Genomic DNA, 24212 nt, shown 5'->3' on the forward strand with positions numbered 1-24212 from the left:
GTCGCTCCCGCGAAAGCGGGAGCCCAGACGCTTTCACTCCATCCCCTGGATTCCCGCTTTCGCGGGAATGACCGATCCGGCACATCCACGTTTTTTTTGACACACACCAAGCTTCCGGACTAGCCCTTGGCATCACAATGTTGGATACTACCGGCCGTCATATTCCGTTATATTTGTAAGCCCATCAGGAATGGCGACACACATTCTTGTCGGGATCTTCAGTGGCGGATCGATTTCCGCCACCTCCTGAGGCACAGACCAGGATCGGGCCATGTACCCGCGGCTGCGCCCCATGATGTAAACATCGCGAGACGTTAGGAGAAGACCATAATGAAGAAGCAAGACCTCAGCCGCAGAAGCTTCCTGAAGTTCGGTGCCGCCGGCCTGGCCGCCATCCCCGTCGTGAGCATGGGCATCAGCACCGCCGTGGCCGCCGAGCGCCTGGATGAGAACTCCCCCGAGGCCCTGGCCCTGAACTACAAGCATGACGGCGCCAGCGTGGACCACCCCTCTCACGCCGCGGGTCAGAAGTGCATCAACTGCCTGCTGTACACCGACCCCAGCGCCACCGAGTGGGGCGGCTGCGCCGTGTTCCCCAACAAGCTGGTGAACGCCAACGGCTGGTGCACCGCCTACGTGGCTCGCGGCTGATCCCGCCACGACCGCTGACGGTTGCAGGCGGCCCTTTCGGGCCGCCACCCGGAGAAGACCCGCCTTGCGCGGGTCTTCTCGTTTGCGGGGAATCTTCCCCGTCCGGTACAGTCGTAATGGTCATGACCCTTGGGGAGATCCACCCGTGACATCACCCTGCGCCGGACTGAGCAAGGCCCTGATCCTGACGCTGGTCCTGCTCCTGCCCGGGATCGCCGGAGCCGCCGTGCCCACTGCCCAGGTCATCACCCTGGAACATCGCCCCGCCGAAGAGATTCTGCCCCTCATCGAACCCCTGCTGGGTCCCCGCGATGTCATCACCGGCAGCGGCTTCACGCTCATCGTCCGCAGCCGTACCCAGACCCTGGCGGAAATCCAGCGGGTCATCGCCGACCTGGACACCCCGCCACGCAATCTGTACATCAGCGTGCGCAGGGGAAGCGCAAACCAGGATGCCGCCCCGGCACTGCCGATGGCGCCCGAGCCCCCCCGCATCGCCCGCCGTACCACCACCGACCGGGGCGTGGAGCATCAAACCCTGAGGGTCCTGGAAGGCCATGCCGCCTTCATTCGCAGCGGCGAATCCATCCCCGTGGGCAGCCGGCGCCTGGTTCCCGTGCCGGGCGGCTTCGCCCTGGAGACATCCGTGGAGTACCGGGACCTGGGACGCGGCTTCCTGGTGCGTCCCCGCCTGCTGTCCGGCGATCGGGTGCACCTGGACATCCGCACGGTGTACGAGCGGGAAAGTCCGACCGGCGGGGGACGCCTGGACCTGCAGGCCAGCGAAAGCACACTTTCCGGCCCGGTGGGTGAATGGATACCCCTGACCCATGCCGGCACCAACCGCAGGGAAGACGCCGCCCGCGTCAGCGGTACCCGACGACAGCAGGACTGGCAGGACATGCCGTTATTCGTGCGGGTGGACGTCATCCACGATTGACTCCCCTGCTCTCGGCCCGAGACCGGCATGATTGACGCCCGTTTCCCCCACGCCTACTATGCCTAGCGACGCTTGAGCCGGACTCCCTCCCTTCATGACCTATTGCCTTGCCATCACCCTTGACGACGGACTGGTATTCGCTTCCGATTCACGCACCAACGCGGGTGCGGATCAGGTGGCGATGTATAGCAAGATGCACACCTTCGAACTGGAGAAGGAACGCGTCTTCGTACTGCTGACCGCGGGCAATCTGGCCACCTCCCAGGCCGTCCTCGCCCGAATCAAGCGGGATATCGAGGACGAGGCCGAGGAGAGCCTGCATTCCGTGCGGGGGTTGTCCGACGCGGCCGCCTACCTGGGACGCATCAACCGGGAAGAACGGGAAAAGCATGAGGACACCCTGACCAAGGCCGGCTTCAGCGCCGATGCCTCCTTCATCCTGGGAGGGCAGATCGGCCGGCAGGCGCCGGAAATCTATCTCATCTATCCCCAGGGCAACTTCATCACCACGTCAAGCCATACCCGTTTCCTGCAGATCGGTGAAAGCAAGTACGGCAAGCCCATCCTGGACCGCATCGTCGCGCGGGAAACCGCGCTGGGAGACGCAGCCCGCTGCGCCTTGGTATCCATCGACTCGACCATGCGTTCCAACGTGACCGTGGGTCCGCCGATCGAGGTGATCGTCTACGAAAGGGACACCCTGGCCTTCGAACACTACCTCTGCCTGGACGCGGACGATGATTATCTGATGGATCTCAAACGGGCCTGGGACGACAATATCCGGCGGGCCTTTCAGGATCTGCCCCGTTTCGATTGGGAAGGCACCCGTGGCCAAAAACGTCGCAGCACGCAAATCACCACGTTGCGCAAAGCCGCCAAAAAGACGGTCAAAAAGGGCTGAGTCAGCCTCTCCCCCCCTGTCCACGCCACCGGCATCCCTGTTTTCTGCGGACATTGTCTCCAATTTCCGCATTTTTTTTCCATGTTCAGTCGCATGTGGGTAAACTGCGCAACAGACTTTTTGCGGTGCAACAAAAAGTTATTTGATCATAACCAAAATCAACCTGATAGAGGGGAGGTCCATGGACCAAAGTACGATCGATCGTATCAAGGCGGATCCCGATTTCCAGACGCTCGTCAAGAAACGGGCAAGGCTGGCCTGGGGACTGAGCGCGCTCATGCTGCTGGTGTACTACGCCTTTATCATGCTGGTGGCCTTCGCACCCTCCGTGCTGTCCATCCGCCCCTTCGGCGACAGCATCATCACCCTGGGTGTTCCCATGGGCGTGGGCATCATCGTGTTTGCCTTCCTGCTGACCGGCATCTACGTCTACAAGGCCAACACCGAGTTCGACAAGCTGAGTGACAAGGTGAGGGAGCTGGCACGATGAAGATCCTTATTGCTCTGACGGCAGCCGCCCTGCTGATGGCCTCGGCCAACGCCTATGCGGGTGAAGGCATCAGCTATGCCTCCACCATCATGTTCCTGATCTTCGTGGTCGCCACCATGGGGGTCACCTACTGGGCGGCCCGGCGCACCAAGACCGCCTCCGACTTCTACACCGCCGGGGGCGGCATCACCGGCTTCCAGAACGGCCTGGCCATCGCCGGTGACTACATGTCCGCGGCATCCTTCCTGGGGATCACCGCGCTGGTCTACACCTCCGGCTTCGACGGCCTGATCTATTCCATCGGCTTTTTGGTGGGCTGGCCGGTGATCATGTTCATCATGTCCGAACGCCTGCGCAACCTGGGCAAGTTCACCTTCTCCGACGTGGTGTCCTTCCGCTTCCAGCGCACTCCCATCCGCGTGTTCTCGGCCTTTGCCGGCATCACCATCGTCCTGCTCTACCTGATCGCACAGATGGTGGGCGCGGGCGCCCTGATCCAGACCCTGTTCGGCCTGCGCTTTGAAGTGGCCGTGATCATCGTGGGTATGCTGATCATCGCCTACGTGACCTTCGGCGGCATGCTGGCCACCACCTGGGTGCAGATCATCAAGGCGGTACTGCTGCTCTCCGGCGCCACCTTCATCGCGGTGATGGCCCTGTATCTGTCCGACTTCAGCCTGGAAACCCTGTTCCGCACCGCGGCCGACACCCATCAGAAGGGTGAAAGCATCTTCAATGTGGGTGGTCTGGTGAATGACCCGATCTCCGCCATCTCCCTGGGGATCGCCCTGATGTTCGGTACCGCCGGCCTGCCGCACATCCTGATGCGCTTCTTCACCGTGCCCAGTGCCAAGGAAGCCCGCAAGTCCGTGTTCTATGCCACCGGCTTCATCGGCTACTTCTATGTGCTGACCTTCATCATCGGCATGGGCGCCATCGCCTTCGTGATGGGCAACCCGGCCTACTTCGACGAAGCCGGCAACATGCTGGGCGGTTCCAACATGCCGGCGGTCCACCTGTCCCATGCCCTGGGCGGCGACCTGTTCCTGGGCTTCATCTCCGCCGTGGCCTTCGCCACCATCCTGGCGGTGGTGGCCGGCCTGACCCTGGCGGGTGCCTCGGCCATCTCCCATGACCTGTACGCCAACGTGATCAATAAGAACGCCACCAGCCAGCAGGAAGTGCGGGTATCCCGCGTGGCCACCCTGGTGCTGGGTGTGATCGCGGTGCTGCTGGGGATCGCCTTCCAGAGTCAGAACATCGCCTTCCTGGTGGGTCTGGCCTTCACCATTGCCGCCTCCACCACCTTCCCGGTGCTGATCATGTCCATGTACTGGGGCGGCATGACCACTCTGGGCGCGGTCCTGGGCGGCACCCTGGGCCTGGTCTCTGCCGTGGTGATGGTGGTCCTGGGCCCGAACGTGTGGGTGCAGGTGCTGGGCAATGAACAGGCCATCGTGCCCTACAGCAACCCGGCCCTGTTCACCGTGACCATTGCCTTCGTCGGCATCTGGGTCTTCTCCCTGATGGACAAGTCCAAGCGGGCGGCGGTGGACAAGCAGCTGTTCGAAGCCCAGTACATCCGTGCCCAGACGGGCATCGGCATCGACAAGGCCTCGCAGCACTAAGGTCGTTCCCTTCAAGGCCCTTCTCCTTCGGGAGAAGGGCCTTTTTTTGTGCCCGTCTACCCTTCCCGCACCACGTCCACCTGGACCTCCAGGTCGTGGGAGTCTCCGCCCCCGAACAGCACCCCCTTGACCGGGGTCACATCCGTGTAGTCCCGTCCCCAGGCCAGGGTGATGTGCCGGTCCATGGGAATCAGGTTGTTGGTGGGATCCAGATCCAGCCAGCCCTCGCCCGGTATGTAGACGGAAAACCAGGCATGGGAGGCATCAGCCCCTTCCAGCTTTTCCTGTCCCGGCGGCGGCAGGGTTTCCAGATAGCCGCTGACATACCGTGCCGCCAACCCATGGCTGCGCAAACAGCCCAGGGCCAGATGGGCAAAGTCCTGGCAGACACCGCAACGATGACGCATCACCACGGGCAGTTCCGTACTCACGGAAGTGAATCCCGGCCGATACTCGAACTCCTGGAAAATCCGTCCCATCAGATCCGCCACCGCTTCCCCCAGGGGCCGTCCCGGCAATAGAGAGGCCGCACCATAGTCCCGCAATTCCGGCAACAGCGGCACCTGAGGCGACGGCAGGACATATTGTCGGGCGTCCAGGATCTCCGGCGTCACCTCCCGTTCCAGCCGGTCGCGCACCGTTTCCCAGGACTGCAGACCAAGGGGCTCCACTCCGGACGGCTGCAAGGTCACTTGGCTGCAGGCGGTGATTTCCAGTTCCAGATGGCTCTGCTGGATACTGAAGTGATGGACCCGGTTGCCGAAGAAATCCACCCGCTCCCCCTGGTAGCCCGGCAATGGGCTCACCTGCAGGGCCAGGGATTGCAGGGACTGGGTCGCCGTATCCCTCGGTGCCAGGTGAAGCTCGTTGTGGCACAGACCCACGGGACTGGGATAGCGGTAGCGGGTGACGTGCCGGATGCGGTAATTCATCAAATCCCCGGCTCGGGCAGATTGGAAACCAGCAGATGCTGGCTGCGGGTGAAATCAAAATAGGATCGGCTCAGGGCATCGGAGGCGCTGCCGAGCAAGTGCTGCTGGCGCGCCAGACACTGATCCAGGGCCTGGCGATGACCTTCCGTGTCCGGCAGGGCCAGTTCACGCAGATGCAGGCGACGCAGTTCATTGCGCGCCTCCAGGATCAGACGCTCCGCCGGGGTCAGGCGCTCATCCCGCTCGGTCCGGGGCATGGCGGCGCCATGGCACTCCAGGGCGGCCAGCTGGAACCCCAGGGAACGCGGATTGCGTTCATCGAGCAGAAGACTATCCAGCAGGGCCTCGGGACGCAGGGCGTGGGGATCGGCGGCGGTGTTCTCGGCATAGTTCAGGACCGCTTCCAGCAAGGCCGGCTCGTCCTCCGGGGCGCAAGGGCGCACCAGGGTGGCCCGCAGCAGGCCGGCCAGCATCAGGCCCCGCTCCAGGCGGCGTCCGGCATCCAGGAAAACCCAGTTCAGATGCCGGGGCGTGCTCTCCTGGGCCAGGCCGGACATGGCCAGCAGGTGGGTGATGAGTTCATCCAGGTGGCGCACCAGATGTTCCGGGTCCCGGGGTTGCCACTGCCCCAGGGCGTTGCTGCGCTCCCGCAGGGCCGAGATGACCCGCCAGCTATCACCGGAGATGCGATCCCTGAGTTCATGTCCGGCCCGCAGCAAGGACTGCAGGGTGAAGCTCAGGCTCCCGATGCGTTCACGGTCCAGGATCAGTGCCAGCAACTCCGGCGCCGGATCGATCAGGGCGGTCTCCGCCCCTTCCAGGACAAAGCCGGGATAAGTGGCCGTCAGGTGGGTCAGTGCCCGCAGCAGGGTACGCAGGGTGGCATCCCGGGCACCGCTCCCGCCGGATTCCCTCACCAGGCGACGGCGCATCAGCACCACCAGCATGAGTCGCAGGGTACCCTCCGCCCGCTCCGCATAGCGCCCCATCCAGAACAGGTTTTCCGCCACCCGTCCCGACAACGACACCGGGGTACCCAGCCCACCCACCATGGGCATGGCCCCCACCAGGGCCGCTGACGGCTCGGCCTCGGAGGCCAGCACCCAGGTATCCTTGCTCACCCCGCCCGCCTGATTCGAGACCCAGGCAGCATCCCTGGCGCCCGCCACTCGGGACAGGCCGCCGGGCATCACCACGTAATCACCGTCCCGGGCACACAGATAGGTTCGCAACCAACCCCGACGGGGCTCCAGGTCGCCCTCGGGGCCGAAGGCCGGCAGGGTGGACAGTTCCAGACGCTCCTGGGCTACAAAGCCGCCGGGGTTGGCGCGGATGCGCGCTTCCAGGGATTCCCGTTCCGGTCGGGACAGCGCATCACCGAACACGGCGCTGCTGCGACCCGGTTCCAGATCACGGATCACCAACCGTTCCAGCCGGGACAGGACATGATCCCGTTGCCGGGGATCACCACACCACCAGGTCTCCACCGTCGACAGGATCAGATCCTGCCCCAACAGGTGGCGGGCAATGGCGGGCAGATAGGCGGACAGGGCGGGACATTCCAGTACGCCACTGCCCAGGGGATTGATGATGGCCACCCTGCCCCGTCGCGCCACTTCCAGCAGGCCCGCCACCCCCAGCCAGGAATCCTGGCGCAGTTCCAGCGGGTCGCAGAAGCCGTCATCCACCCGTCGCAGGATCACGTCCACCGGCTCGGGGCCGTTCAGGGAACGCAACCAGACCCGTCCCTCGGAAACCACCAGATCCTGCCCCTGTACCAGGGTGTATCCCAGGTAGCCGGCCAGGTACACATGCTCGAACCAGGTCTCGTTGAGGGGGCCGGGGGAGAGCAGCACCACCCGCGGTTCATTCTGTCCCATGGCCGGTGCGCGCAGGGTGGCCAGGGTGCGGCGCAGGGTCTGGAAAAACCGGGTGAGCCGATGGGCCTGGGCATCCCGGTACAGGCTGGGGAATACCCGGGACAGAATCACCCGGTTCTCCAGGGCGTACCCTGCCCCGGAAGGGGCCTGGGTGCGATCTCCCAGGACCACGAAATGCCCGTCGGGACGGCGAACCAGATCGGCCGCGTACAGGGCCAAGGGGTTGGGGATGGTGGGCAGGCTGCCGACGCAGGGACGCAGGAATCCCGGATAGCCGTAGATCAGGTCCAGGGGCAGCAGCCCCTTGCGGATCAGTTCCCGGGGACCATAGAGATCCTTGAGGATCAGGTTCAGGAGTTCCGCCCGCTGGATCAGACCGGTCTCGATGACGGCCCATTCCTTGCTCTCCAGCACCATGGGCACCGGGTCCAGGGGCCAGGGCCGCTCCGCCCCCCGGGGATCGGAATAAACGTTGTAAGTGACCCCGCTCTCTCGCAGCAGACGCCCGATATCCGCAGCCCGTTCCGCCAGCCCCTCCGGCCCCAACTGCACCAGCGCCCCCATGATCGGCTCCCATTGCGGACGCAGGACACCCTCGGGGGTGAGCAGTTCGTCAAAACGGTTCCCGGACAGGGCATATTCCGGGGCCAGCAGCGACAGGGGCGTGGGGGTGGACATGAGACGGGCCGGGCGAAGGCCCGGTCAGGCAGCCCTGTCCAGGCTGAACCAGGTGTCGGCGATCATGTCGTGCAATTCGTTCATCTCCTGCTGCAGCTGGTCGATGAAGCGGTGCAGCTCATCCGCCTCCAGGAGCTTGTCCACATTGGCTTCCATCACATGACGCCGGACCTGAATCGCCAGTCGCAACGGTGTCTCGTTGCGAGGCAGGTTGGTCAGGCTGATTTCCACCTCGCCCAGGGCATGGGCCACGGCACGGGGAAACTCACGGTCCTGGAAGATGTATTTAAGCACATCCTCGCCGTTCACACGTCGCCGCACATGCTGGCGATACATCTGGAAGGCGCTGAGGGACTTGAGGATGTTCACCCACAACAGGCTCTCGAACTGGGCCATGGCGGCCTCGTCCTGGGGATCATTGCTCAAAAGCCCCATGGCGCCCACATCCAGCAGGCGGGTGGTCATGTCCGCCCGCTCCAGATTGCGGCCGGCGCGGATGAAGTCATAGGCGGCGTCATGGCTCATGGTGCCCGCCAGCATGCCGGTCAGCTGCTGGCAGTGGCTGATCACCTTGACCAGATATTGATAGCGCCCCCGTTTGCTCATCCCCGTGTCCAGGGCGGAGTCGGCGTGATGATACAGCTCGTTCACCGTCTCCCAGACCTCGCTGGGGACCAGATCCCGGGTGGTGCGCACGTTTTCCCGGGCCGCCCGCAGGGCATTGAGAATGGACCCCGGGTTATCGTCGTCCGCCAGCAGGAACTTCACCACGTTGCGCTCGTCGTACTTGCGGTAATTCTTCTCGTAGATCGATTCATTGCCGGTGATGGACACCATGCCCCGCCAGGACAGGCGCACGCTGCGCGGCATGTCCAGGGCCAGATGATTGAAGGCCGTGACCATGCGCGCGGTATTCTCCGCCCGCTCGATGTAACGGGCCATCCAGTAAAGACGTTCGGCAACACGTGAAAGCATGGTGTCAGGCCTGCAGGTTGGTAAAAAGCGGGTTCAATCCGTGTCCGTATCCACGATCCAGGTGTCCTTGCTCCCCCCGCCCTGGGAGGAGTTGACCACCAGGGAGCCCTTGCGCAGGGCCACCCGGGTCAGACCGCCGGCGGTCACATCGGTGCGCACCCCCTGCAGGATAAAGGGACGCAGGTCCAGATGCCGGGGTTCGAGGCGGCCATCGCACAGGGTGGGCGAGGTGGACAACTTCAGGGTGGGTTGGGCAATGTAGTTGCGCGGATCCTTGCGGATCAGCTCGGCGAACTCCTGGCGCTGCTTGCGGGTGGCATGGGGACCGACGATCATGCCGTAGCCACCGGACTCGTTGGCGGGCTTGACCACCAAATGCTCCAGGTTGGCCAGCACGTACTCCCGCTCCTTGGGGTCCATGCACAGATGGGTGGGCACGTTGGGAATGATCGGGTCCTGATCCAGATAGTAGCGGATCATCTTGGGCACGAAGGCATAGACCACCTTGTCGTCCGCCACGCCGGCACCGGGGGCGTTCACCAGGGCCACGTTGCCCTTGCGCCAGGCCCGCATCAGCCCCCTCACCCCCAGCATGGAATCGGGATTGAAGGCCTCCGGGTCCAGAAACAGGTCATCGATCCGACGATAGATCACGTCCACCCGCTCCAGGCCCGCCACCGTGCGCATGTAGACACAGTCATCATCCCCCACCATCAGGTCGGATCCCTCCACCAGTTCCGCCCCCATGCGCTGGGCCAGATAGGCATGCTCGAAATAGGCGGAGTTGTAGATGCCCGGCGTCAGCACCACCACCTCCGGATAATCCAGCGGGCGCGGTGAGAGGGCCGCCAGCATGTCGAAGAGCTGGGAGGGGTACTCATCCACCGGGCGGATGCTGTAGTTGTCGAACAACTCGGGAAAGACCCGCTTGGTGACCTGACGGTTTTCCAGCATGTAGGACACCCCCGACGGTACCCGCAGGTTGTCCTCCAGCACGTAGAAGGTGCCGTCGGCATCCCGCACCAGGTCGGAACCGCAAATATGGGCCCAGACACCATGGGTGGGCTGGATGCCGATGCACTGCTCGCGAAAGTTTTTGGACTTGGCCAGGATCGACTTGGGGAAGACCTTGTCCTTGATGATGCGCTGCTCGTTGTAGAGATCGTTGATGAACAGGTTCAGGGCGGTGAGGCGTTGAGCCAGTCCCGCTTCCACCCGGGCCCATTCGTGGCGGGAGATGATGCGGGGAATGATGTCGAAGGGCCAAGCCCGGTCGATATTGCCGCCTTCGGTGTAGACCGTGAAGGTAATCCCCATTTCCACAATGGCGTGCTCGGCCGCCGCCTTGCGTTCGTGCAGCTCTTCATCGCTCAGGGAGCGCAGATAATTGGTCAGGGTGAGCGCGGCCTCGCGGGCCTGACCCGGGGCGGCGATGAGTTCATCATAGAATCCGGCCGGGTCGTAGGACTTCCAGTCGATGGTCATGGGGTGTTCCGTGGTTCCAGAATGGGACCCGCTGGTGACGGGCGTGCTTCAGCCGGGTTGGTCGGCGGCGGCCTTGACCGCGACCGTCTCCCCGCCCTGCAACGGCACCGGCGCATCGCTGCTGCGGTAATGGACCAGCTTCCAGTAACCGAACAGGTTGGTCTTGTGTACCGCCACGCGATGTAGATCCGGCCACTCCGGCAGGCTGTCCAGTTCCATGTCGGGACGAAAACCCATGAGGCGGGACAGCGGACGCAACATCTGCTCCAGCCGCCGCAGGAAGGGATGGCGGGAGGCAAAATGGTTGATCACCACCACATCCCCGCCGGGCACGCAGACCCGCCGCATCTCCGCCATCAGTTTGTCAGGATTGGGCACCACCGAGGCCACGTACATGGCCACCACCCCGTCAAAGCTGTTGTCCGGAAACGCCAGCGCCTCCGCGTCCATCTCCAACAAGGCCTCCACCTGGGGCAGCGCCCCGTCCCGGGCCCGTTCCCGGGCCAGCTGCAGCATGTCGGGGCTGATGTCGATGCCGACCACACGGGCATCCTGGCGATATTCCGGCAACGACAGACCGGTGCCGACGCCCACTTCCAGAATGCGTTGACCGGGGCCATTGTTGACCAGATGCACGGCCATGCGGCGGCCCCCGGCGAAGATCGGCCCGAACACCCGGTCGTAGTAGCGAGCATAGCGGCGGTAGGCACTGCGGATCGAGGAGAGGTCCATGGGGTCTGATCACAATTGGAGTGTTAGGCTGTTTTAACGAGTCGAGACGACAGATTCAAGTCGGGATACCATCTACCTCTCCTCATCGGGATGGGGACATCCGGATATGAGAGGGAACGAAGCAAAGCAGTAACATGACGCTGTTGAACCACGATGACACACGCCAAGGATTCCGGACCGATGCTGATCGACGGTGACTTTCGCCCCGCCTGGTGGTTGCCGGGTGCCCACCTGCAGACCCTGGCCCCCACCCTGATGCGGCGGCGGCCGCCGATCCCCCTGCGACGGCAACGGCTGGAGCTGCCCGATGGTGACTTCATCGATCTTGACTGGGCCCCGGAACAGCCCGGCCCCCGGGTGATCCTGTTCCACGGACTGGAGGGCTCAAGTCGCTCCCCCTACGCCGGGGGACTCATGCGACGGCTGCACGACCAGGGATTTCAGGCCCTGACCATGCACTTCAGGGGCTGCAGCGGCGAACCCAATCGTCTGCCCCGCAGCTATTTTGCCGGTGATACCGGAGACATGGCCTGGCTGGTGGATCATCTGCTGCGGCAGGAACCGACACGGCCGGTGGCCGCCATCGGCGTCTCCCTGGGCGGCAATGCCCTGCTCAAATGGCTGGGGGAAACCGGCCCGGACAACCCGCTGGCCGCCGCCGTCGCCATCTCCGTTCCCTTCGATCTTGACCGCTCGGCGCGACGCATGGAGCAGGGCCTGTCCCGATTTTATCAATGGTATCTGGTGGGGCGACTGAAGCGCTCGGCCCTGAGAAAGTGCCGGCTCATGCCCATGCCCCTGGACTGCGCCGCCCTGCCCCGACTGAGGACTTTCCGGGAGTTCGACGATGCCGTCACCGCCCCCCTGCACGGCTTCGCCGACGTGGATGATTACTACACCCGCTGCAGTTCCCGACCCTATCTGCGCGGCATCCGGTGCCCGACCCTGATCCTGCATGCCCGTGATGATCCGTTCATGACACCGGAGACGGTTCCCACCCCCGATGAACTGTCCCCGAGCATCCGCCTGGAACTGAGCCGGGCCGGCGGGCATGTGGGTTTCGTCGAAGGCGTGGGACGTTACTGGCCGGAGCGGCGGATTGGAGACTGGCTTGGAGACATCTTTTCGAGCACGCAGGATCAGAACGGCGTTACAACATTAACACCCCGAGGCCCCACAAGGAGAACAATTGATGCTTCAAACCTTGATCGACTTTAACAATTGGCTCAATGGGATCGTCTGGGGCCCTCCCTTCATGATTCTGCTGGTGGGCACCGGTCTCTATCTCACCTTCCGCCTGGGTTTTTTCCAGTTCACCCATCTGCGTTTTGCCTGGCAACGCACCTTTGCCACCCTGTTCCGTAGAAAATCCGACCAGGACAAGGGCGCCATCACCCCGTTCCAGGCCGTGTCCTCGGCCATGGCGGCCACCATCGGCGTCGGCAACATCGCCGGCGTGGCCACCGCCATCGCCCTCGGGGGGCCGGGGGCCGTCTTCTGGATGTGGATGGTGGCCCTGGTGGGCATGGCCACCAAGCTGGCCGAGGCCACGCTGGGCCTGAAATATCGACGCGTGGACGATGACGGCCGGGTCTCCGGCGGCGTCTTCTATTACATCGAGAACGGCCTGGGCAAACGCTGGAAATGGCTGGCCATGGTCTACGCCATCCTGGCGGGACTGGCCGCCTTCGGCATCGGCAACATGGTACAGGCCAACACCATGGCCCATGCCATGGAAACCGGACTGGGCATCCCCAACTGGGTCACCGGCATCGGCGTCATGCTTCTGGTGGGCGCCGTCACCCTGGGGGGTATCAAGCGCATCGCGGTGACCGCGGAGCGCATCGTGCCCACGATGGCCCTGATCTATGTGATCGGCGCCGTCGGCATCCTGATCAGCTATTACGACCAGATCCCCGGTGCCTTCGCACAGATCATCAGCGGCGCCTTCACCCCAGCCTCGGCCATCGGTGGTTTTGCCGGCGCCACGGTGGCCGGCGCCATCCGCTACGGCATTGCCCGCGGCATCTTTTCCAACGAGGCCGGTCTGGGCTCCGCTTCCATCGTCCACGCCCAGGCCCGCAACAAGCCCTTTGCCCAGGGCCTGTGGGGCATGTGGGAAGTATTCATCGACACCCTGGTGATCTGCACCATGACCGCCCTGGTGATCCTGGTGACCGGGGTGATACAGACCGGCCAGACCGGGGCCGAACTCACCACCAGCGCGTTCTCCCTCGGCCTGCCCGGCCTGGGTGGCTGGGTGGTGCTGTGCGCCATCGTGCTGTTTTCCTACACCACCATGCTGACCTGGAACTTCTACGGGGAAAAGAGCTGGGAATATGCCTTCGGCAAACGGGTCATCCTGCCTTACCGCATCATTTTCATAGGGGTGCTGTATCTAGGTGCCATCGGGGGCCTGACCACGGTCTGGGATATCTCGGACACCCTCAACGGCCTGATGGCGGCGCCCAACCTGATCGCCCTCCTCCTGCTGGCGGGAGTGCTTGCCAAGGAGAAGGTGCAATACCTCAAGGAGCAGAAGGAGGTAATGCGCAAGGAGAAAGAGAACGGGCAGGATGACAAGGAAGGCCCCGGCTGAAGCCGCAAGCCCCCTGCCCTTCACCCCTCTCCCCCTTGGGGAGAGGGGTTTTTATCCTTACTGACGCTCGATGGGGGCGTCCTCGCTGCGGCCGTAGGCAAAGATGCCCAAGCCCACGATCATGACCCCTAGGTAGGGAGACAGCTGCCACAGCACCCCGAACATGCCCAGTTCCGGGGGTACCCTGGGCAGGGCGTAGAAGATGCCGGCCAGGCCGGCGAGAAAGACCAGGATTCCAATACCGATACGCACGACATAGACCCTCTTGTTCCGATGGCGCCCGTCACCCTAACAGATTCGGCCCCGGCCATCCTTGCGCTGCCGCATGGCTTTGGCAGGCAAATCGGTGCATGCTGGAGATGAAGCCTCCCTCCCTCAAAGAAAAAGGCCTGCCATGAGACTCCCGCACCCACGTCTTCCCCTCACGCTGCCGCCGATGCTCTGTCTGCTGGCGGCCATGGCCTTCACACCGGCCACGGCGAATGAAACCGAAGCCACGCTCCCCGTCTTCACCCTCGAACAGGTGGCGGAGCACCACAGTCCGGATGACTGCTGGATGGCCATTCACGGCAAGGTCTATGACCTCACCCCCTACGTGCCGAATCATCCCGGACCGGCAGGCATGATGCTGGTCTGGTGCGGGCAGGAGAGCACCGAGGCCTGGGAAACCAAGAGCTACGGCGAACCTCACAGCAGTCTCGCGGCACGTCTGCTCCAGCGCTATCTCATCGGCACCCTGGAAGAAACCGACTAGAGAACTTGGGCTTTGCGCCGGGGTCTGAAAGCTCACACCCATCCGGAGCCCCGCCATGCGTCGATTTTTTCTGACCGCCCTGCTGATCACCCTGCCCTGGGGTCCCGGCCTCCTTGCCCGGGAGGCGCCTGGCTATGGCGATCTGTTTGACCATGAACTGCGGCGCCTGCACTCCAGCGAGGTGGTCAACCTGCGGGAGCGGTTCGCCGGGCACCCCCTGCTGATCGTGAACACCGCCAGTCATTGCGGTTTCACCGGACAGTTTTCCGCTCTGGAGGCCATGCATCGCAAGTATGCGGACCAGGGGCTGAAGGTGGTGGGATTTCCGTCCAACGACTTTCGTCAGGAAGCGGATGATGAAGCGGACACGGCCCGGGTCTGCTTTCAGAACTTCGGCGTGAGTTTCGACATGTTCGCCCCCATCAGCGTGCGGGGTGACACGGCCCACCCCATCTTCCAGGAACTGGCACGGCAAAGCCGGGCGCCGAGATGGAATTTCTACAAGTACCTGGTGGACCGGGAGGGACAGGTGGTGGCCACCTTCTCCAGCATGGTGTCGCCGGATTCCCGGCGTTTTGAGGCGGCGGTGGAAAGACTGCTGCGGGAATAAAAGACAAAAAAAAGCCCCTCTCCCCTTGATCAGGGAGAGGGGCTTTGGGGACTTATCAGGAAGCCTCGTTGACCGCCTTCATGCTCAGGCGGATGCGGCCCTGCTTGTCCACTTCCAGGACCTTGACCTTGACGGTCTCGCCTTCCTTGACACGCTCGGAAACGCTTTCCACGCGCTCTTCGGAAATCTGGGAGATATGCACCAGACCGTCACGACCGGGGAGGATGGTGACGAAGGCGCCGAAGTCCATGATCTTGGCCACGCGACCTTCGTAGATCCGGCCCACTTCCACGTCGGCGGTGATCTCTTCGATCCGACGACGGGCTTCTTCACCGGCTTCCTTGTCCACGGAGGCAATCTTGACCACACCGCTGTCATCAATGTCGATGGTGGCGCCGGTCTCTTCGGTCAGGGCACGGATGGTGGCGCCACCCTTGCCGATCACGTCGCGGATCTTCTCCGGATTGATGCGCAGGGTGATGAAGCGCGGTGCATAGGCGGACATCTCAACCCGCGGCGTGCTGATGACCTTGTTCATCTCGCCCAGGATGTGCAGGCGACCTTCGCGGGCCTGGGCCAGGGCGGTCTCCATGATGTCACGGGTGATGCCGTCGATCTTGATGTCCATCTGCAGGGCGGTGACGCCCTCTTCCGTGCCGGCCACCTTGAAGTCCATGTCACCCAGGTGATCTTCATCACCCAGGATGTCGGTCAGCACCGCAAAGCGGTCACCGTCCTTGATCAGGCCCATGGCCACACCGGCCACCGGCGCCTTCAGGGGCACGCCGGCATCCATCAGGGCCAGGCTGGTACCGCAGACGGAAGCCATGGAGCTGGAACCGTTGGATTCGGTGATCTCGGACACCACGCGCAGCACATAGGGGAAGTCACCTTCCGCCGGCATCACGCCCTGCACGCCCCGCTTGGCCAGACGGCCATGGCCGATCTCACGGCGCTTGGGCGAGCCCACCATGCCGGTTTCACCGGTGCAGTAGGGCGGGAAGTTGTAGTGCAGCATGAAACGTTCGCGACGCTCACCCTCGATGGCATCGATGATCTGGGAATCCCGATCCGTGCCCAGGGTGGCGGTGACGATGGCCTGGGTCTCGCCACGGGTGAACAGGGCGGAACCGTGGGTACGGGGCAGCACGCCGACGCGCACGTCGATGGGACGCACGGTGCGGGTGTCGCGGCCGTCGATACGGGGCTGGCCGTCCAGGATGCGATCGCGCACGATGCGCTTTTCCAGACCGTGGAAGATCTCCTTGACCTCTTCGGCCAAGGGGGAACCTTCCTCGCCATCGGCAAGGCGGGCCACCACGGCTTCGCGGACCTCGGCGATACGCTGGGTGCGTTCCTGCTTTTCGGCCACCTGGTAGGCGGCGGTCAGGTCGGCATGACAGGCTTCGGCCACGCGGGTACGCAGATCGGTGTTGTCCTGCGCGGGCTGCCAGTCCCAGGCCGGCTTGCCGGCTTCGGCGGCCAGTTCCTGGATGGCCTGGATCGCCACCTGCATCTGCTCGTGACCGTAGATCACGGCACCCAGCATGACCTCCTCGGAGAGCATGGCGGCTTCGGATTCCACCATGATCACGGCGTTGGCCGTACCGGCCACCACCAAATCCAGGGCAGATTCCTTGAGCTGGGACAGGTCGGGGTTGAGGACATACTGACCCTCCACATAACCCACCCGGGCGGCGCCGATGGGACCGGCGAACGGCAGGCCGGACAGGGCCACCGCGGCGGAGGCGCCCAGCAGGGCCGGGATGTCCGGATCCACTTCCGGATTCAGGGACATCACCGTGGCCACCACCTGGACTTCATTGGTGAAGCCCTTGGGGAACAGCGGGCGCAGGGGGCGATCGATCAGGCGGGAGGTCAGGGTCTCCTTTTCGGAGGGACGACCTTCACGCTTGAAGAACCCACCCGGGATGCGGCCGGCGGCATAGGTCCGTTCCTGATAGTTCACGGTCAGGGGGAAGAAATCCCGGCCCGGCACTGCCTCCTTGCGACCGACGGCCGTGACCAGCACCACAGTGCCGGCCACATTGACCATGACGGCACCGGAGGCCTGACGGGCGATTTCGCCGGTTTCGAGGGTAACGGTATGCTGACCGTACTGGAACGACTTGCTTATTGACGGCACGTTGAATCCCGGTTTTGACTGGTTCTTGTTCGAAGGCTCCGGCCGAGACTCAGCGGCGCAGGCCGAGGCTGCTCACCAGCTCCTGGTAGCGTTCCTGATCCTTGCCCTTGAGGTAGTCCAGCAGCTTGCGGCGCTGGTTGACCATCTTCAGGAGACCGCGGCGGGAGTGGTGATCCTTCTTGTGCTTGGCAAAGTGGTCCATCAGGTGCTGGATGCGTGCGGACAGCAGGGCCACCTGGACTTCCGGGGAACCGGTGTCGGAAGAACCGCGCTGGTACTTTTCCACGATACCGGACTTGATTTCACTGCTAAGGGACATGCTCTAAGACTCCTGGGATTGATCCCGGCACCCTCTTGGCCGGAATCGTTACATTCGTTGAAGGCCCGCGATTCTATCACGCGCCCCCTGTTTGGAACAGGGCTTTACCCTGAATTGGAAGGGATCATCAGCCGCTTGGGCGCCACCTTGCCGTCGTCCTGAAGCTCACCAATGCCCATGAAGCGATCACCGGGACCATAGACCCGCAACCAGCCGGTACGGGCAAGGCCCGGCACGAACACCGCCTGACCCTGGGCGAGATAGAAGGCGCTGTCCGCATCCAGGCGAACTTCGGGCCAGTGCCTCAGGGCCTCGTCGGCCGGATGCAATACCGCATCCAGGGCCTCGGGACCCTGCTCGGCCAGGGCTTCAATCTGCTCCAGCGTCACCATCTTGGGGGCCTCGAAGGGCGTCAGCCCCACCCGCCGCAGTTCGATCACGTGAGCCCCGCACCCCAGCGCCCGACCAATATCTTCCACCAGCGTGCGGATATAGGTCCCCTTGGAACAGGATACGTCCAGGGTCAGGGTATCCGCGGTCCGGGCCAGGCAATGCAATTGATGGATGGTCACCGGGCGCGGCGCCCGTTCCACTTCCCGCCCCTTGCGAGCCAGATCATAAAGCCTCTGGCCCTGATGCTTGAGCGCGGAATACATGGGGGGAACCTGCTCGATGGGACCCCGGAACCGGTCAAGGACGGCCTCGATGCGAGCATCGTCCAGTTCAGGTACCGGAAGGGTCTCGATCACCTCCCCTTCCGCGTCCGCCGTGGTGGTGGTCACCCCCAGGCGGCAGACGGTGCGGTACTGCTTGTCCGCGTCCAGCAGGAAGGCGGACACCTTGGTCGCCTCGCCGAAGCACAGGGGCAGAAGACCGGTGGCCAGCGGGTCCAGGCTGCCGGTATGCCCGGCCTTTTTTGCCTTGAACAGATACTTGACCCGCTGCAAGGCCTGGTTGGAGGTGTATCCCACCGGCTTGTCCAGCAGGATCAGGCCGTGCACGTCACGGCGCTGGATTCTTGGCTTGCTCATGAAGGGTCGTCGGTATCATCCCGATGGCGGGCCTTGTCTTCGGCCACGGCCCGATCGATCAGCGCGGAGATGCGGGCACCTTCGCGCTGGGTGTCGTCATAGTGGAAATGCAGCTCGGGCACGGAGCGGATGCGCATGCGCCGCCCCAGTTCCCGGCGCAGAAAGCCGGCCGCCTTGCGCAGACCCTCGGAGGTCACCTTGATGGCCTCGTCATCCCCGAGCACGGTGAAGAAGACCTTGGCATGGGCCAGGTCCCGGCTCACCTCCACTCCGGCGATGGTGAGCATCCCCACCCGGGGGTCCTTGAGCTCCTCGCGCACCAGCTCGGCCAGCTCCCGCTGGATCTGATCTCCCACGCGCTGGGCGCGGGAATATTCTCTAGGCATTTCGCAACCTCTCCGGGCCGTGGTGTATCAGGGACGGACGATCACAGCGTCCGCGCCACTTCCACCCGCTGATAGACCTCGATCTGGTCGCCGGGCTTCACATCATTGTAGTTCTTCACCGCGATGCCGCACTCGGTGCCGGTCCGGACCTCATTGACGTCGTCCTTGAAGCGACGCAGGGACTCCAGCTCACCCTCGTAGATGACCACGTTGTCACGCAGCACACGGATGGGGTTGCCGCGACGCACCGCACCCTCGATGACCAGACAGCCCGCCACCGCACCGAACTGGGACGACTTGAACACATCTCGCACCTGGGCCAGACCCACGATTTCCTCCCGCAGCTCGGGAGAGAGCAGACCGGTCAGGGCTTGCTTGACGTCGTCGATGGCCTCGTAGATCACGCTGTAGTAGCGCAGATCCACTTCCTGCTCCGCCACCGCCTTGCGGGCACCGGAATCGGCACGCACGTTGAAGCCGATGATGATGGCATTGGAGGCCTTGGCCAGGTTGACGTCGGACTCGGTGATCCCGCCCACGCCGGCGGCCACGATCTTCACCTTGACCTCGTCGGTGGACAGCTTCTCCAGGGAGTCGCGCAGCGCCTCGGCGGAACCCTGCACATCGGCCTTGAGCAGGATGTTGACCACCGAAGCGGCGCCCTCCTGCATCTGGCTGAACAGATTCTCCAGCTTGGCGGCCTGCTGGGTGGCCAGCTTGGACTCGCGGAACTTGCCCTGACGGAACAGGGCCACTTCGCGGGCCTTGCGCTCGTCGGCCACCACCAGCATGTCGTCACCGGCATTGGGCACACCGGACAGACCCAGCACTTCCACCGGGATGGAGGGACCGGCCGTCTTTTCGGGCTTGCCGTTCTCGTCGAACATGGCACGCACGCGGCCGAACTCCTGACCGGCCAGGATCACGTCACCCTTGTTCAGGGTACCGGCCTGCACCAGCACGGTGGCCACGGGGCCACGACCCTTGTCCAGACGGGATTCGATGACCACGCCCCGGGCCGGACCTTCCTTCGGCGCCTTGAGTTCCATCAACTCGGCCTGCAGATGGATGGCTTCCAGCAGACGCTCCATGCCGTCACCGGTCTTGGCGGAGACATGAACGAACTGGGTTTCACCACCCCATTCCTCGGAAATCACGTTGTGCTGGGACAGCTCGTTCTTCACCCGGTCCGGATCCGCCTCGGGCTTGTCGATCTTGTTGACCGCCACCACCATGGGCACTTCACCGGCCTGGGCATGCTGAATCGCCTCCAGGGTCTGGGGCATGACGCCGTCGTCGGCGGCCACCACCAGCACCACCACGTCGGTGACCTTGGCACCGCGGGCACGCATGGCGGTAAAGGCCGCGTGGCCGGGCGTATCCAGGAAGGTCACCCCGGTACTCTTCTTGAAGGGGACGTGGTAGGCACCGATGTGCTGGGTAATGCCGCCCGCCTCGCCCGAGGCCACCTTGGTGCGACGGATGTAGTCCAGCAGCGAGGTCTTGCCGTGGTCCACGTGACCCATGACGGTGACCACGGGAGGACGCGGCAGGGCTTCGCCCATCTCCTCGGTCTCCAGGGCCAGTTCCTCGCCCACTTCGGCCTCCTGCATGGGCTTGGCGACGTGTCCCATCTCCTCCACCACCAGGGTGGCGGTATCCTGGTCGATGGACTGGTTGATGGTGGCCATCACACCCATGCCCATCAGGGTCTTGATCAGTTCGGGCGCCTTGATGGCCATCTTCTGGGCCAGTTCGCCCACCGTCAGCATCTCGGGGATGCTGACCTCGCGCACCACCGGCGCGGTGGGGCGCTCGAAACCATGCTTGCCGGTCGGAGCCGCGGCGGAGCCGGCGCGTCCTGCCTTGCCCTTGCCACGACGACCACGCTTGTCGCTGGCCACGTGCAGTTCTTCCCGCTTGGACTTGCCGACCTCTTCGCGCTCCTTGCCACGGCGACGACGACGGGGATTGTCCGATGCCGGTGCCGCGGGGGTTGCCGCAGGAGACGCGGGGCCGGGGGCTGCCGCAGCGGCCGCCGCGGCAGCGGCGGCGCGCTCCAGGGCCTCCTTGCGAGCGGCCTCCTCGACGGCCTGGCGTGTCTGTAGCTCCGCTTCACGGCGGGCCATGGCCTCGGCTTCCCTGATCATTTCCAGCTCACGGGCCTTGAGGGCTTCCGCCGCCTTGCGCTCGGCCTCTTCGGCGGCGCGACGTTCCTCCTCGGCGCGGCGCAGCTCCGCTTCGGCGGCAGCCCGCTCGGCTTCCCTGGCCTGGATTTCCAGCTCTTCGGGGGTCGGCTGGGGCTGCGGCGGTGCCGGCGGCACCTCTTCCGCCACGGCCGGCGCAGCGACAGGCGACGCCGCATCATCAACGAGGGGCTTGACCACGGGAGACGGCGGTTGCGGTGCCTCGGCAATGTTCTCCATCGCCGGAGACTCGGAGGCTTCCTCAACCACCGCGGCCTCGGTCTCACCCTGCTTCACATAGGTGCGGCGCTTGCGCACTTCCACGCTCACGGTCTTGGCACGCCCCTGGGCGCTGGTCACCTTGAGTTCCGTGGTGCTCTTGCGCCGCAGCGTAATGCGCCGGGACTGGCCGGCTTCTGACGTCTTGCCGTGAACCTTGCGCAGATGCTCCAGGAGCTGCAACTTCTGCTCCTCGGTGACGGTCTGATCGGGATCCGCAACGGGCACTCCCGCCTCGGACAACTGCTCCAGCAGTCGTTCCACGGGCGTCCCCACTACTTCGGACAATTGTTTCACCGTAACGTCGGTCATGTGCCGTTACCTCCGATCTGAATGCTTCCGCGAACCCTGGCCGCGACCCGGGGTCGCGGGGCGTGCGCACGGCTGGCGCACGCCGGTCCAACTGTCTTATGCGTCTTTTGGCTGGTCCGCAAACCAGGGGGCACGGGCAGCCATGATCAGGCCGGCGGCCTGATCGGCATCGATCTGTGCCAATTCCACCAGGTCATCCACCGACTGTTCCGCCAGGTCTTCCATGGTGCAGACACCACGGGATGCCAGCCGGTAGGCCAGTTCACGATCCATGCCGTCCATTTCCAGAAGATCCTGCGCCGGCTCGCCCGTGGTCACCTTTTCTTCGGTGGCAATGGCCCGGGTCAGCAGGGCATCACGGGCCCGGCGTCTGAGTTCCTCGACCATGTCCTCGTCGAACTCCTCGATCTGCATGATCTCCGCCGTGGGCACGTAGGCCACTTCATCGATGCTGGAAAAGCCTTCCTGCACCAGAATGGCGGCCACTTCCTCGTCCACGTCCAGACTGGCCATGAACATCTGCTGCAGTTCGGCGGATTCGCTCTCGCTCTTTTCCACGGCCTGCTTTTCGCTCATGACATTGAGTTCCCAGCCGGTCAGCTGGGAGGCCAGGCGGACATTCTGCCCGCCGCGGCCGATGGCCTGGGAAAGCTTTTCTTCCGCCACGGCGATATCCATGACCCGGTTGTCCTCGTCCACCACGATGGACAGGACCTCGGCCGGAGACATGGCGTTGATAACGAACTGCGCGGGGTTGTCATCCCAGAGAATGATATCAATACGTTCGCCGGCCAGCTCATTGGACACGGACTGCACCCGCGAACCACGCATGCCCACGCAGGCGCCCACCGGGTCAAGCCGGGGATCCAGGGAGCGTACCGCGATCTTGGCGCGCATCCCCGGATCACGGGCCGCGCCCATGATCTCGATGAGACCCTGCCCCACTTCCGGCACCTCCAGCTTGAACAACTCCACCAGAAACTCGGGGGCGGTCCGGCTGACGAACAACTGGGGACCACGGGCCTCGGTGCGGACATCCTTGAGATAGCCGCGCAGGCGGTCGTTGGGGCGCACGGACTCACGGGCGATCATCTCATCCCGGGGGATGAAGGCCTCGGCATTGCCCCCCAGGTCCAGGAACACACCGTTGCGCTCGGAGCGCTTGACCACGCCCATCACCAGCTCGCCGACACGGCTCTGGAACTCGTCCACCACCTTGGCGCGCTCGGCCTCGCGCACCTTCTGCACGATCACCTGCTTGGCGGTCTGGGCGGCAATGCGGCCGAACTCCACCGACTCGATGGGCATCTCGACGTAGTCACCCACCTGGACATCGGGGTTCTTCTGAATGGCGTAGGAGTACAGGATCTGCCGATCCGGGGATTCGAACTCGGGGTCTTCGTCATCCACCACCAGCCAGCGGCGAAAGCTCTCGTAATCCCCGGTGTCCCGGTGGATGCTGACGCGCACGTCAATGTCGCCGCCGTGTTTCTTGCGCGTGGCGGAAGCCAGCGCAGCCTCGATCGCCTCGAAGATCACGGCCTTCTCGACGCCTTTCTCGTTGGAGACGGCGTCCACCACCAGCAAGATTTCTTTGTTCATCAGTACGTCTCCAAAGGACTGTCCCGCTGGGCCGGGATACAGCCCCCGCCGGACAGGACACGGATTGTCTAGAATTTGGGCACCAGGCGGGCCCGGGAGATGGCTTCCAGGGGCAGTCGCACGGGATTGCCCTCCACCTCCAGGATCACCGCGGCCTCCTCGACACCGGCGATCCGGCCACGGTAGTTGCGCTGTCCCTCGACCGGCCAGTTCAGACGCGCCCGAACGTCCTCGCCCTGGTAGCGGCGGAACTGTTCCGGGGTAAACAGCGGCCTGTCCATCCCCGGGGATGACACCTCAAGCCGGTAGGGCACGGGGATGGGATCTTCCACGTCCAGAACACCGCTGACCTGGTCACTGACCGCGGCGCAGTCATCCAGGTTGATGCCGTCGGGACCATCGATGAAGATACGCAGCAACGCACTGTTGCGCTGCACGCGGTATTCCAGCCCCCAGAGCTCGAAACCGAGTCCGGCAACGACGGGAGCAATCAACTGCTTCAGTTCCTGGGCGTCGTGACTCACGCACTCTCCACAAACAAAAAATGGGCCTGCGGCCCATTCAAGAATACTTGCCGGCCCGGCACCGCACCGGATGCCACCCTGCCATCCCGCCCTGTCGGACGATCGACGACATTACTGGCCAGCTAACAAAAAAACCCCCTCGGGGGCCTTGAACAAACAGTCACTCAAGACT

General features: G+C 64.0%; 22 protein-coding genes. 9 read left to right on the forward strand and 13 right to left on the reverse strand.

Annotated elements, in window-relative coordinates; translation table 11 throughout:
• The first annotated feature begins 330 nt into the window (after window positions 1-330).
• The 5 genes from ACLF6L_RS10930 (at window position 331) to ACLF6L_RS10950 (ending at window position 4610) form a co-directional block, all read left to right on the forward strand.
• The gene (locus tag ACLF6L_RS10930) at window positions 331-651 is read left to right on the forward strand and encodes a high-potential iron-sulfur protein (protein ID WP_238615941.1); all 321 of its coding nucleotides are present in this window, start codon (window positions 331-333) and stop codon (window positions 649-651) included.
• 145 nt (window positions 652-796) lie between these two features.
• Complete coding sequence (locus ACLF6L_RS10935) at window positions 797-1591, forward strand: hypothetical protein (protein ID WP_412851672.1); 795 nt, start codon at window positions 797-799, stop codon at window positions 1589-1591.
• Window positions 1592-1685: 94 nt separating this feature from the next.
• Window positions 1686-2492: a peptidase gene (locus ACLF6L_RS10940; protein WP_412851673.1), complete on the forward strand. Its 807-nt coding sequence runs from the start codon at window positions 1686-1688 to the stop codon at window positions 2490-2492.
• A gap of 181 nt (window positions 2493-2673) precedes the next feature.
• The gene (locus ACLF6L_RS10945; RefSeq protein ID WP_238615938.1) at window positions 2674-2982 is read left to right on the forward strand and encodes a DUF485 domain-containing protein; all 309 of its coding nucleotides are present in this window, start codon (window positions 2674-2676) and stop codon (window positions 2980-2982) included.
• Window positions 2979-4610 carry a cation acetate symporter gene (locus ACLF6L_RS10950; protein ID WP_412851674.1) on the forward strand — a complete coding sequence of 544 codons (1632 nt, stop codon included), beginning with the start codon at window positions 2979-2981 and terminating at the stop codon, window positions 4608-4610. The genes ACLF6L_RS10945 and ACLF6L_RS10950 overlap by 4 nt, the downstream gene beginning before the upstream one ends.
• A 56-nt stretch (window positions 4611-4666) precedes the next feature.
• Here the strand turns inward: ACLF6L_RS10950 and ACLF6L_RS10955 are convergent, their stop codons facing one another.
• The 5 genes from ACLF6L_RS10955 to ACLF6L_RS10975 are packed head-to-tail and all read right to left on the reverse strand — an operon-like array spanning window position 4667 to window position 11292.
• Window positions 4667-5542, reverse strand: coding sequence for a transglutaminase family protein (locus ACLF6L_RS10955; RefSeq protein ID WP_412851675.1), 876 nt, complete (start codon window positions 5540-5542; stop codon window positions 4667-4669).
• The gene (locus tag ACLF6L_RS10960; RefSeq protein ID WP_412851676.1) at window positions 5542-8100 is read right to left on the reverse strand and encodes a circularly permuted type 2 ATP-grasp protein; all 2559 of its coding nucleotides are present in this window, start codon (window positions 8098-8100) and stop codon (window positions 5542-5544) included. Before ACLF6L_RS10960 ends, ACLF6L_RS10955 begins: the two co-directional genes overlap by 1 nt.
• Window positions 8101-8124: 24 nt before the next feature.
• Window positions 8125-9075, reverse strand: coding sequence for an alpha-E domain-containing protein (locus tag ACLF6L_RS10965; RefSeq protein ID WP_040405789.1), 951 nt, complete (start codon window positions 9073-9075; stop codon window positions 8125-8127).
• 33 nt (window positions 9076-9108) lie between these two features.
• Complete coding sequence (locus tag ACLF6L_RS10970) at window positions 9109-10560, reverse strand: circularly permuted type 2 ATP-grasp protein (protein ID WP_238615935.1); 1452 nt, start codon at window positions 10558-10560, stop codon at window positions 9109-9111.
• Window positions 10561-10608: 48 nt separating this feature from the next.
• A complete protein-coding gene (locus ACLF6L_RS10975) occupies window positions 10609-11292 on the reverse strand; it encodes a class I SAM-dependent methyltransferase (protein ID WP_008932683.1) in 684 nt (227 codons plus the stop codon).
• 180 nt (window positions 11293-11472) lie between these two features.
• On the opposite strand from ACLF6L_RS10975, the gene ACLF6L_RS10980 reads away from it, so the two are divergent.
• Window positions 11473-12510, forward strand: a complete 1038-nt coding sequence (locus ACLF6L_RS10980; protein ID WP_238615934.1) for a hydrolase — start codon at window positions 11473-11475, stop codon at window positions 12508-12510.
• Window positions 12485-13891, forward strand: a complete 1407-nt coding sequence (locus tag ACLF6L_RS10985; RefSeq protein ID WP_412851677.1) for an alanine/glycine:cation symporter family protein — start codon at window positions 12485-12487, stop codon at window positions 13889-13891. The genes ACLF6L_RS10980 and ACLF6L_RS10985 overlap by 26 nt, the downstream gene beginning before the upstream one ends.
• 57 nt (window positions 13892-13948) lie before the next feature.
• On the opposite strand, the gene ACLF6L_RS10990 is transcribed toward ACLF6L_RS10985, so the two are convergent.
• Window positions 13949-14143, reverse strand: a complete 195-nt coding sequence (locus ACLF6L_RS10990) for a hypothetical protein (RefSeq protein ID WP_008932680.1) — start codon at window positions 14141-14143, stop codon at window positions 13949-13951.
• A gap of 142 nt (window positions 14144-14285) precedes the next feature.
• On the opposite strand from ACLF6L_RS10990, the gene ACLF6L_RS10995 reads away from it, so the two are divergent.
• Window positions 14286-14645 carry a cytochrome b5 domain-containing protein gene (locus tag ACLF6L_RS10995; RefSeq protein ID WP_412851678.1) on the forward strand — a complete coding sequence of 120 codons (360 nt, stop codon included), beginning with the start codon at window positions 14286-14288 and terminating at the stop codon, window positions 14643-14645.
• Between the two features lie 55 nt (window positions 14646-14700).
• Complete coding sequence (locus ACLF6L_RS11000; protein WP_238615931.1) at window positions 14701-15255, forward strand: glutathione peroxidase; 555 nt, start codon at window positions 14701-14703, stop codon at window positions 15253-15255.
• A gap of 55 nt (window positions 15256-15310) precedes the next feature.
• Here ACLF6L_RS11000 and pnp read toward each other — a convergent pair whose 3' ends face one another.
• From pnp to rimP, 7 genes are all read right to left on the reverse strand, one after another.
• Window positions 15311-17401, reverse strand: coding sequence for a polyribonucleotide nucleotidyltransferase (gene pnp / locus ACLF6L_RS11005; protein WP_412851679.1), 2091 nt, complete (start codon window positions 17399-17401; stop codon window positions 15311-15313).
• A gap of 49 nt (window positions 17402-17450) precedes the next feature.
• The gene (rpsO, locus tag ACLF6L_RS11010) at window positions 17451-17720 is read right to left on the reverse strand and encodes a 30S ribosomal protein S15 (protein WP_008932039.1); all 270 of its coding nucleotides are present in this window, start codon (window positions 17718-17720) and stop codon (window positions 17451-17453) included.
• 104 nt (window positions 17721-17824) lie between these two features.
• Complete coding sequence (gene truB, locus ACLF6L_RS11015) at window positions 17825-18751, reverse strand: tRNA pseudouridine(55) synthase TruB (protein WP_412851680.1); 927 nt, start codon at window positions 18749-18751, stop codon at window positions 17825-17827.
• Window positions 18748-19137 carry a 30S ribosome-binding factor RbfA gene (gene rbfA / locus ACLF6L_RS11020; protein WP_412851681.1) on the reverse strand — a complete coding sequence of 130 codons (390 nt, stop codon included), beginning with the start codon at window positions 19135-19137 and terminating at the stop codon, window positions 18748-18750. The genes truB and rbfA overlap by 4 nt, the downstream gene beginning before the upstream one ends.
• A gap of 41 nt (window positions 19138-19178) precedes the next feature.
• Complete coding sequence (gene infB, locus ACLF6L_RS11025; protein ID WP_412851682.1) at window positions 19179-21914, reverse strand: translation initiation factor IF-2; 2736 nt, start codon at window positions 21912-21914, stop codon at window positions 19179-19181.
• 96 nt (window positions 21915-22010) lie between these two features.
• Window positions 22011-23516: a transcription termination factor NusA gene (gene nusA, locus ACLF6L_RS11030; protein WP_238615926.1), complete on the reverse strand. Its 1506-nt coding sequence runs from the start codon at window positions 23514-23516 to the stop codon at window positions 22011-22013.
• 68 nt (window positions 23517-23584) lie between these two features.
• On the reverse strand, window positions 23585-24040 hold the full coding sequence (gene rimP, locus ACLF6L_RS11035; protein ID WP_008932034.1) for a ribosome maturation factor RimP: 456 nt from the start codon (window positions 24038-24040) through the stop codon (window positions 23585-23587).
• Between the last annotated feature and the right edge of the window lie 172 nt (window positions 24041-24212).

The organism is Ectothiorhodospira shaposhnikovii (assembly GCF_047222355.1).
In the GTDB taxonomy this organism is placed as follows: Bacteria; Pseudomonadota; Gammaproteobacteria; order Ectothiorhodospirales; family Ectothiorhodospiraceae; genus Ectothiorhodospira.

Coding starts and splice junctions, on each gene's coding strand:
- ACLF6L_RS10960 (WP_412851676.1), bottom strand. CDS start 8,100: ATGTCCACCCCCACGCCCCTGTCGCTGCTGGCCCCGGAATATGCCCTG.
- truB (WP_412851680.1), bottom strand. CDS start 18,751: ATGAGCAAGCCAAGAATCCAGCGCCGTGACGTGCACGGCCTGATCCTG.
- nusA (WP_238615926.1), bottom strand. CDS start 23,516: ATGAACAAAGAAATCTTGCTGGTGGTGGACGCCGTCTCCAACGAGAAA.
- ACLF6L_RS10955 (WP_412851675.1), bottom strand. CDS start 5,542: ATGAATTACCGCATCCGGCACGTCACCCGCTACCGCTATCCCAGTCCC.
- ACLF6L_RS10975 (WP_008932683.1), bottom strand. CDS start 11,292: ATGGACCTCTCCTCGATCCGCAGTGCCTACCGCCGCTATGCTCGCTAC.
- ACLF6L_RS10950 (WP_412851674.1), top strand. CDS start 2,979: ATGAAGATCCTTATTGCTCTGACGGCAGCCGCCCTGCTGATGGCCTCG.
- ACLF6L_RS11000 (WP_238615931.1), top strand. CDS start 14,701: ATGCGTCGATTTTTTCTGACCGCCCTGCTGATCACCCTGCCCTGGGGT.
- ACLF6L_RS10985 (WP_412851677.1), top strand. CDS start 12,485: ATGCTTCAAACCTTGATCGACTTTAACAATTGGCTCAATGGGATCGTC.
- ACLF6L_RS10980 (WP_238615934.1), top strand. CDS start 11,473: ATGCTGATCGACGGTGACTTTCGCCCCGCCTGGTGGTTGCCGGGTGCC.
- ACLF6L_RS10970 (WP_238615935.1), bottom strand. CDS start 10,560: ATGACCATCGACTGGAAGTCCTACGACCCGGCCGGATTCTATGATGAA.
- ACLF6L_RS10965 (WP_040405789.1), bottom strand. CDS start 9,075: ATGCTTTCACGTGTTGCCGAACGTCTTTACTGGATGGCCCGTTACATC.
- infB (WP_412851682.1), bottom strand. CDS start 21,914: ATGACCGACGTTACGGTGAAACAATTGTCCGAAGTAGTGGGGACGCCC.
- ACLF6L_RS10930 (WP_238615941.1), top strand. CDS start 331: ATGAAGAAGCAAGACCTCAGCCGCAGAAGCTTCCTGAAGTTCGGTGCC.
- rbfA (WP_412851681.1), bottom strand. CDS start 19,137: ATGCCTAGAGAATATTCCCGCGCCCAGCGCGTGGGAGATCAGATCCAG.
- rpsO (WP_008932039.1), bottom strand. CDS start 17,720: ATGTCCCTTAGCAGTGAAATCAAGTCCGGTATCGTGGAAAAGTACCAG.
- ACLF6L_RS10995 (WP_412851678.1), top strand. CDS start 14,286: ATGAGACTCCCGCACCCACGTCTTCCCCTCACGCTGCCGCCGATGCTC.
- ACLF6L_RS10945 (WP_238615938.1), top strand. CDS start 2,674: ATGGACCAAAGTACGATCGATCGTATCAAGGCGGATCCCGATTTCCAG.
- ACLF6L_RS10940 (WP_412851673.1), top strand. CDS start 1,686: ATGACCTATTGCCTTGCCATCACCCTTGACGACGGACTGGTATTCGCT.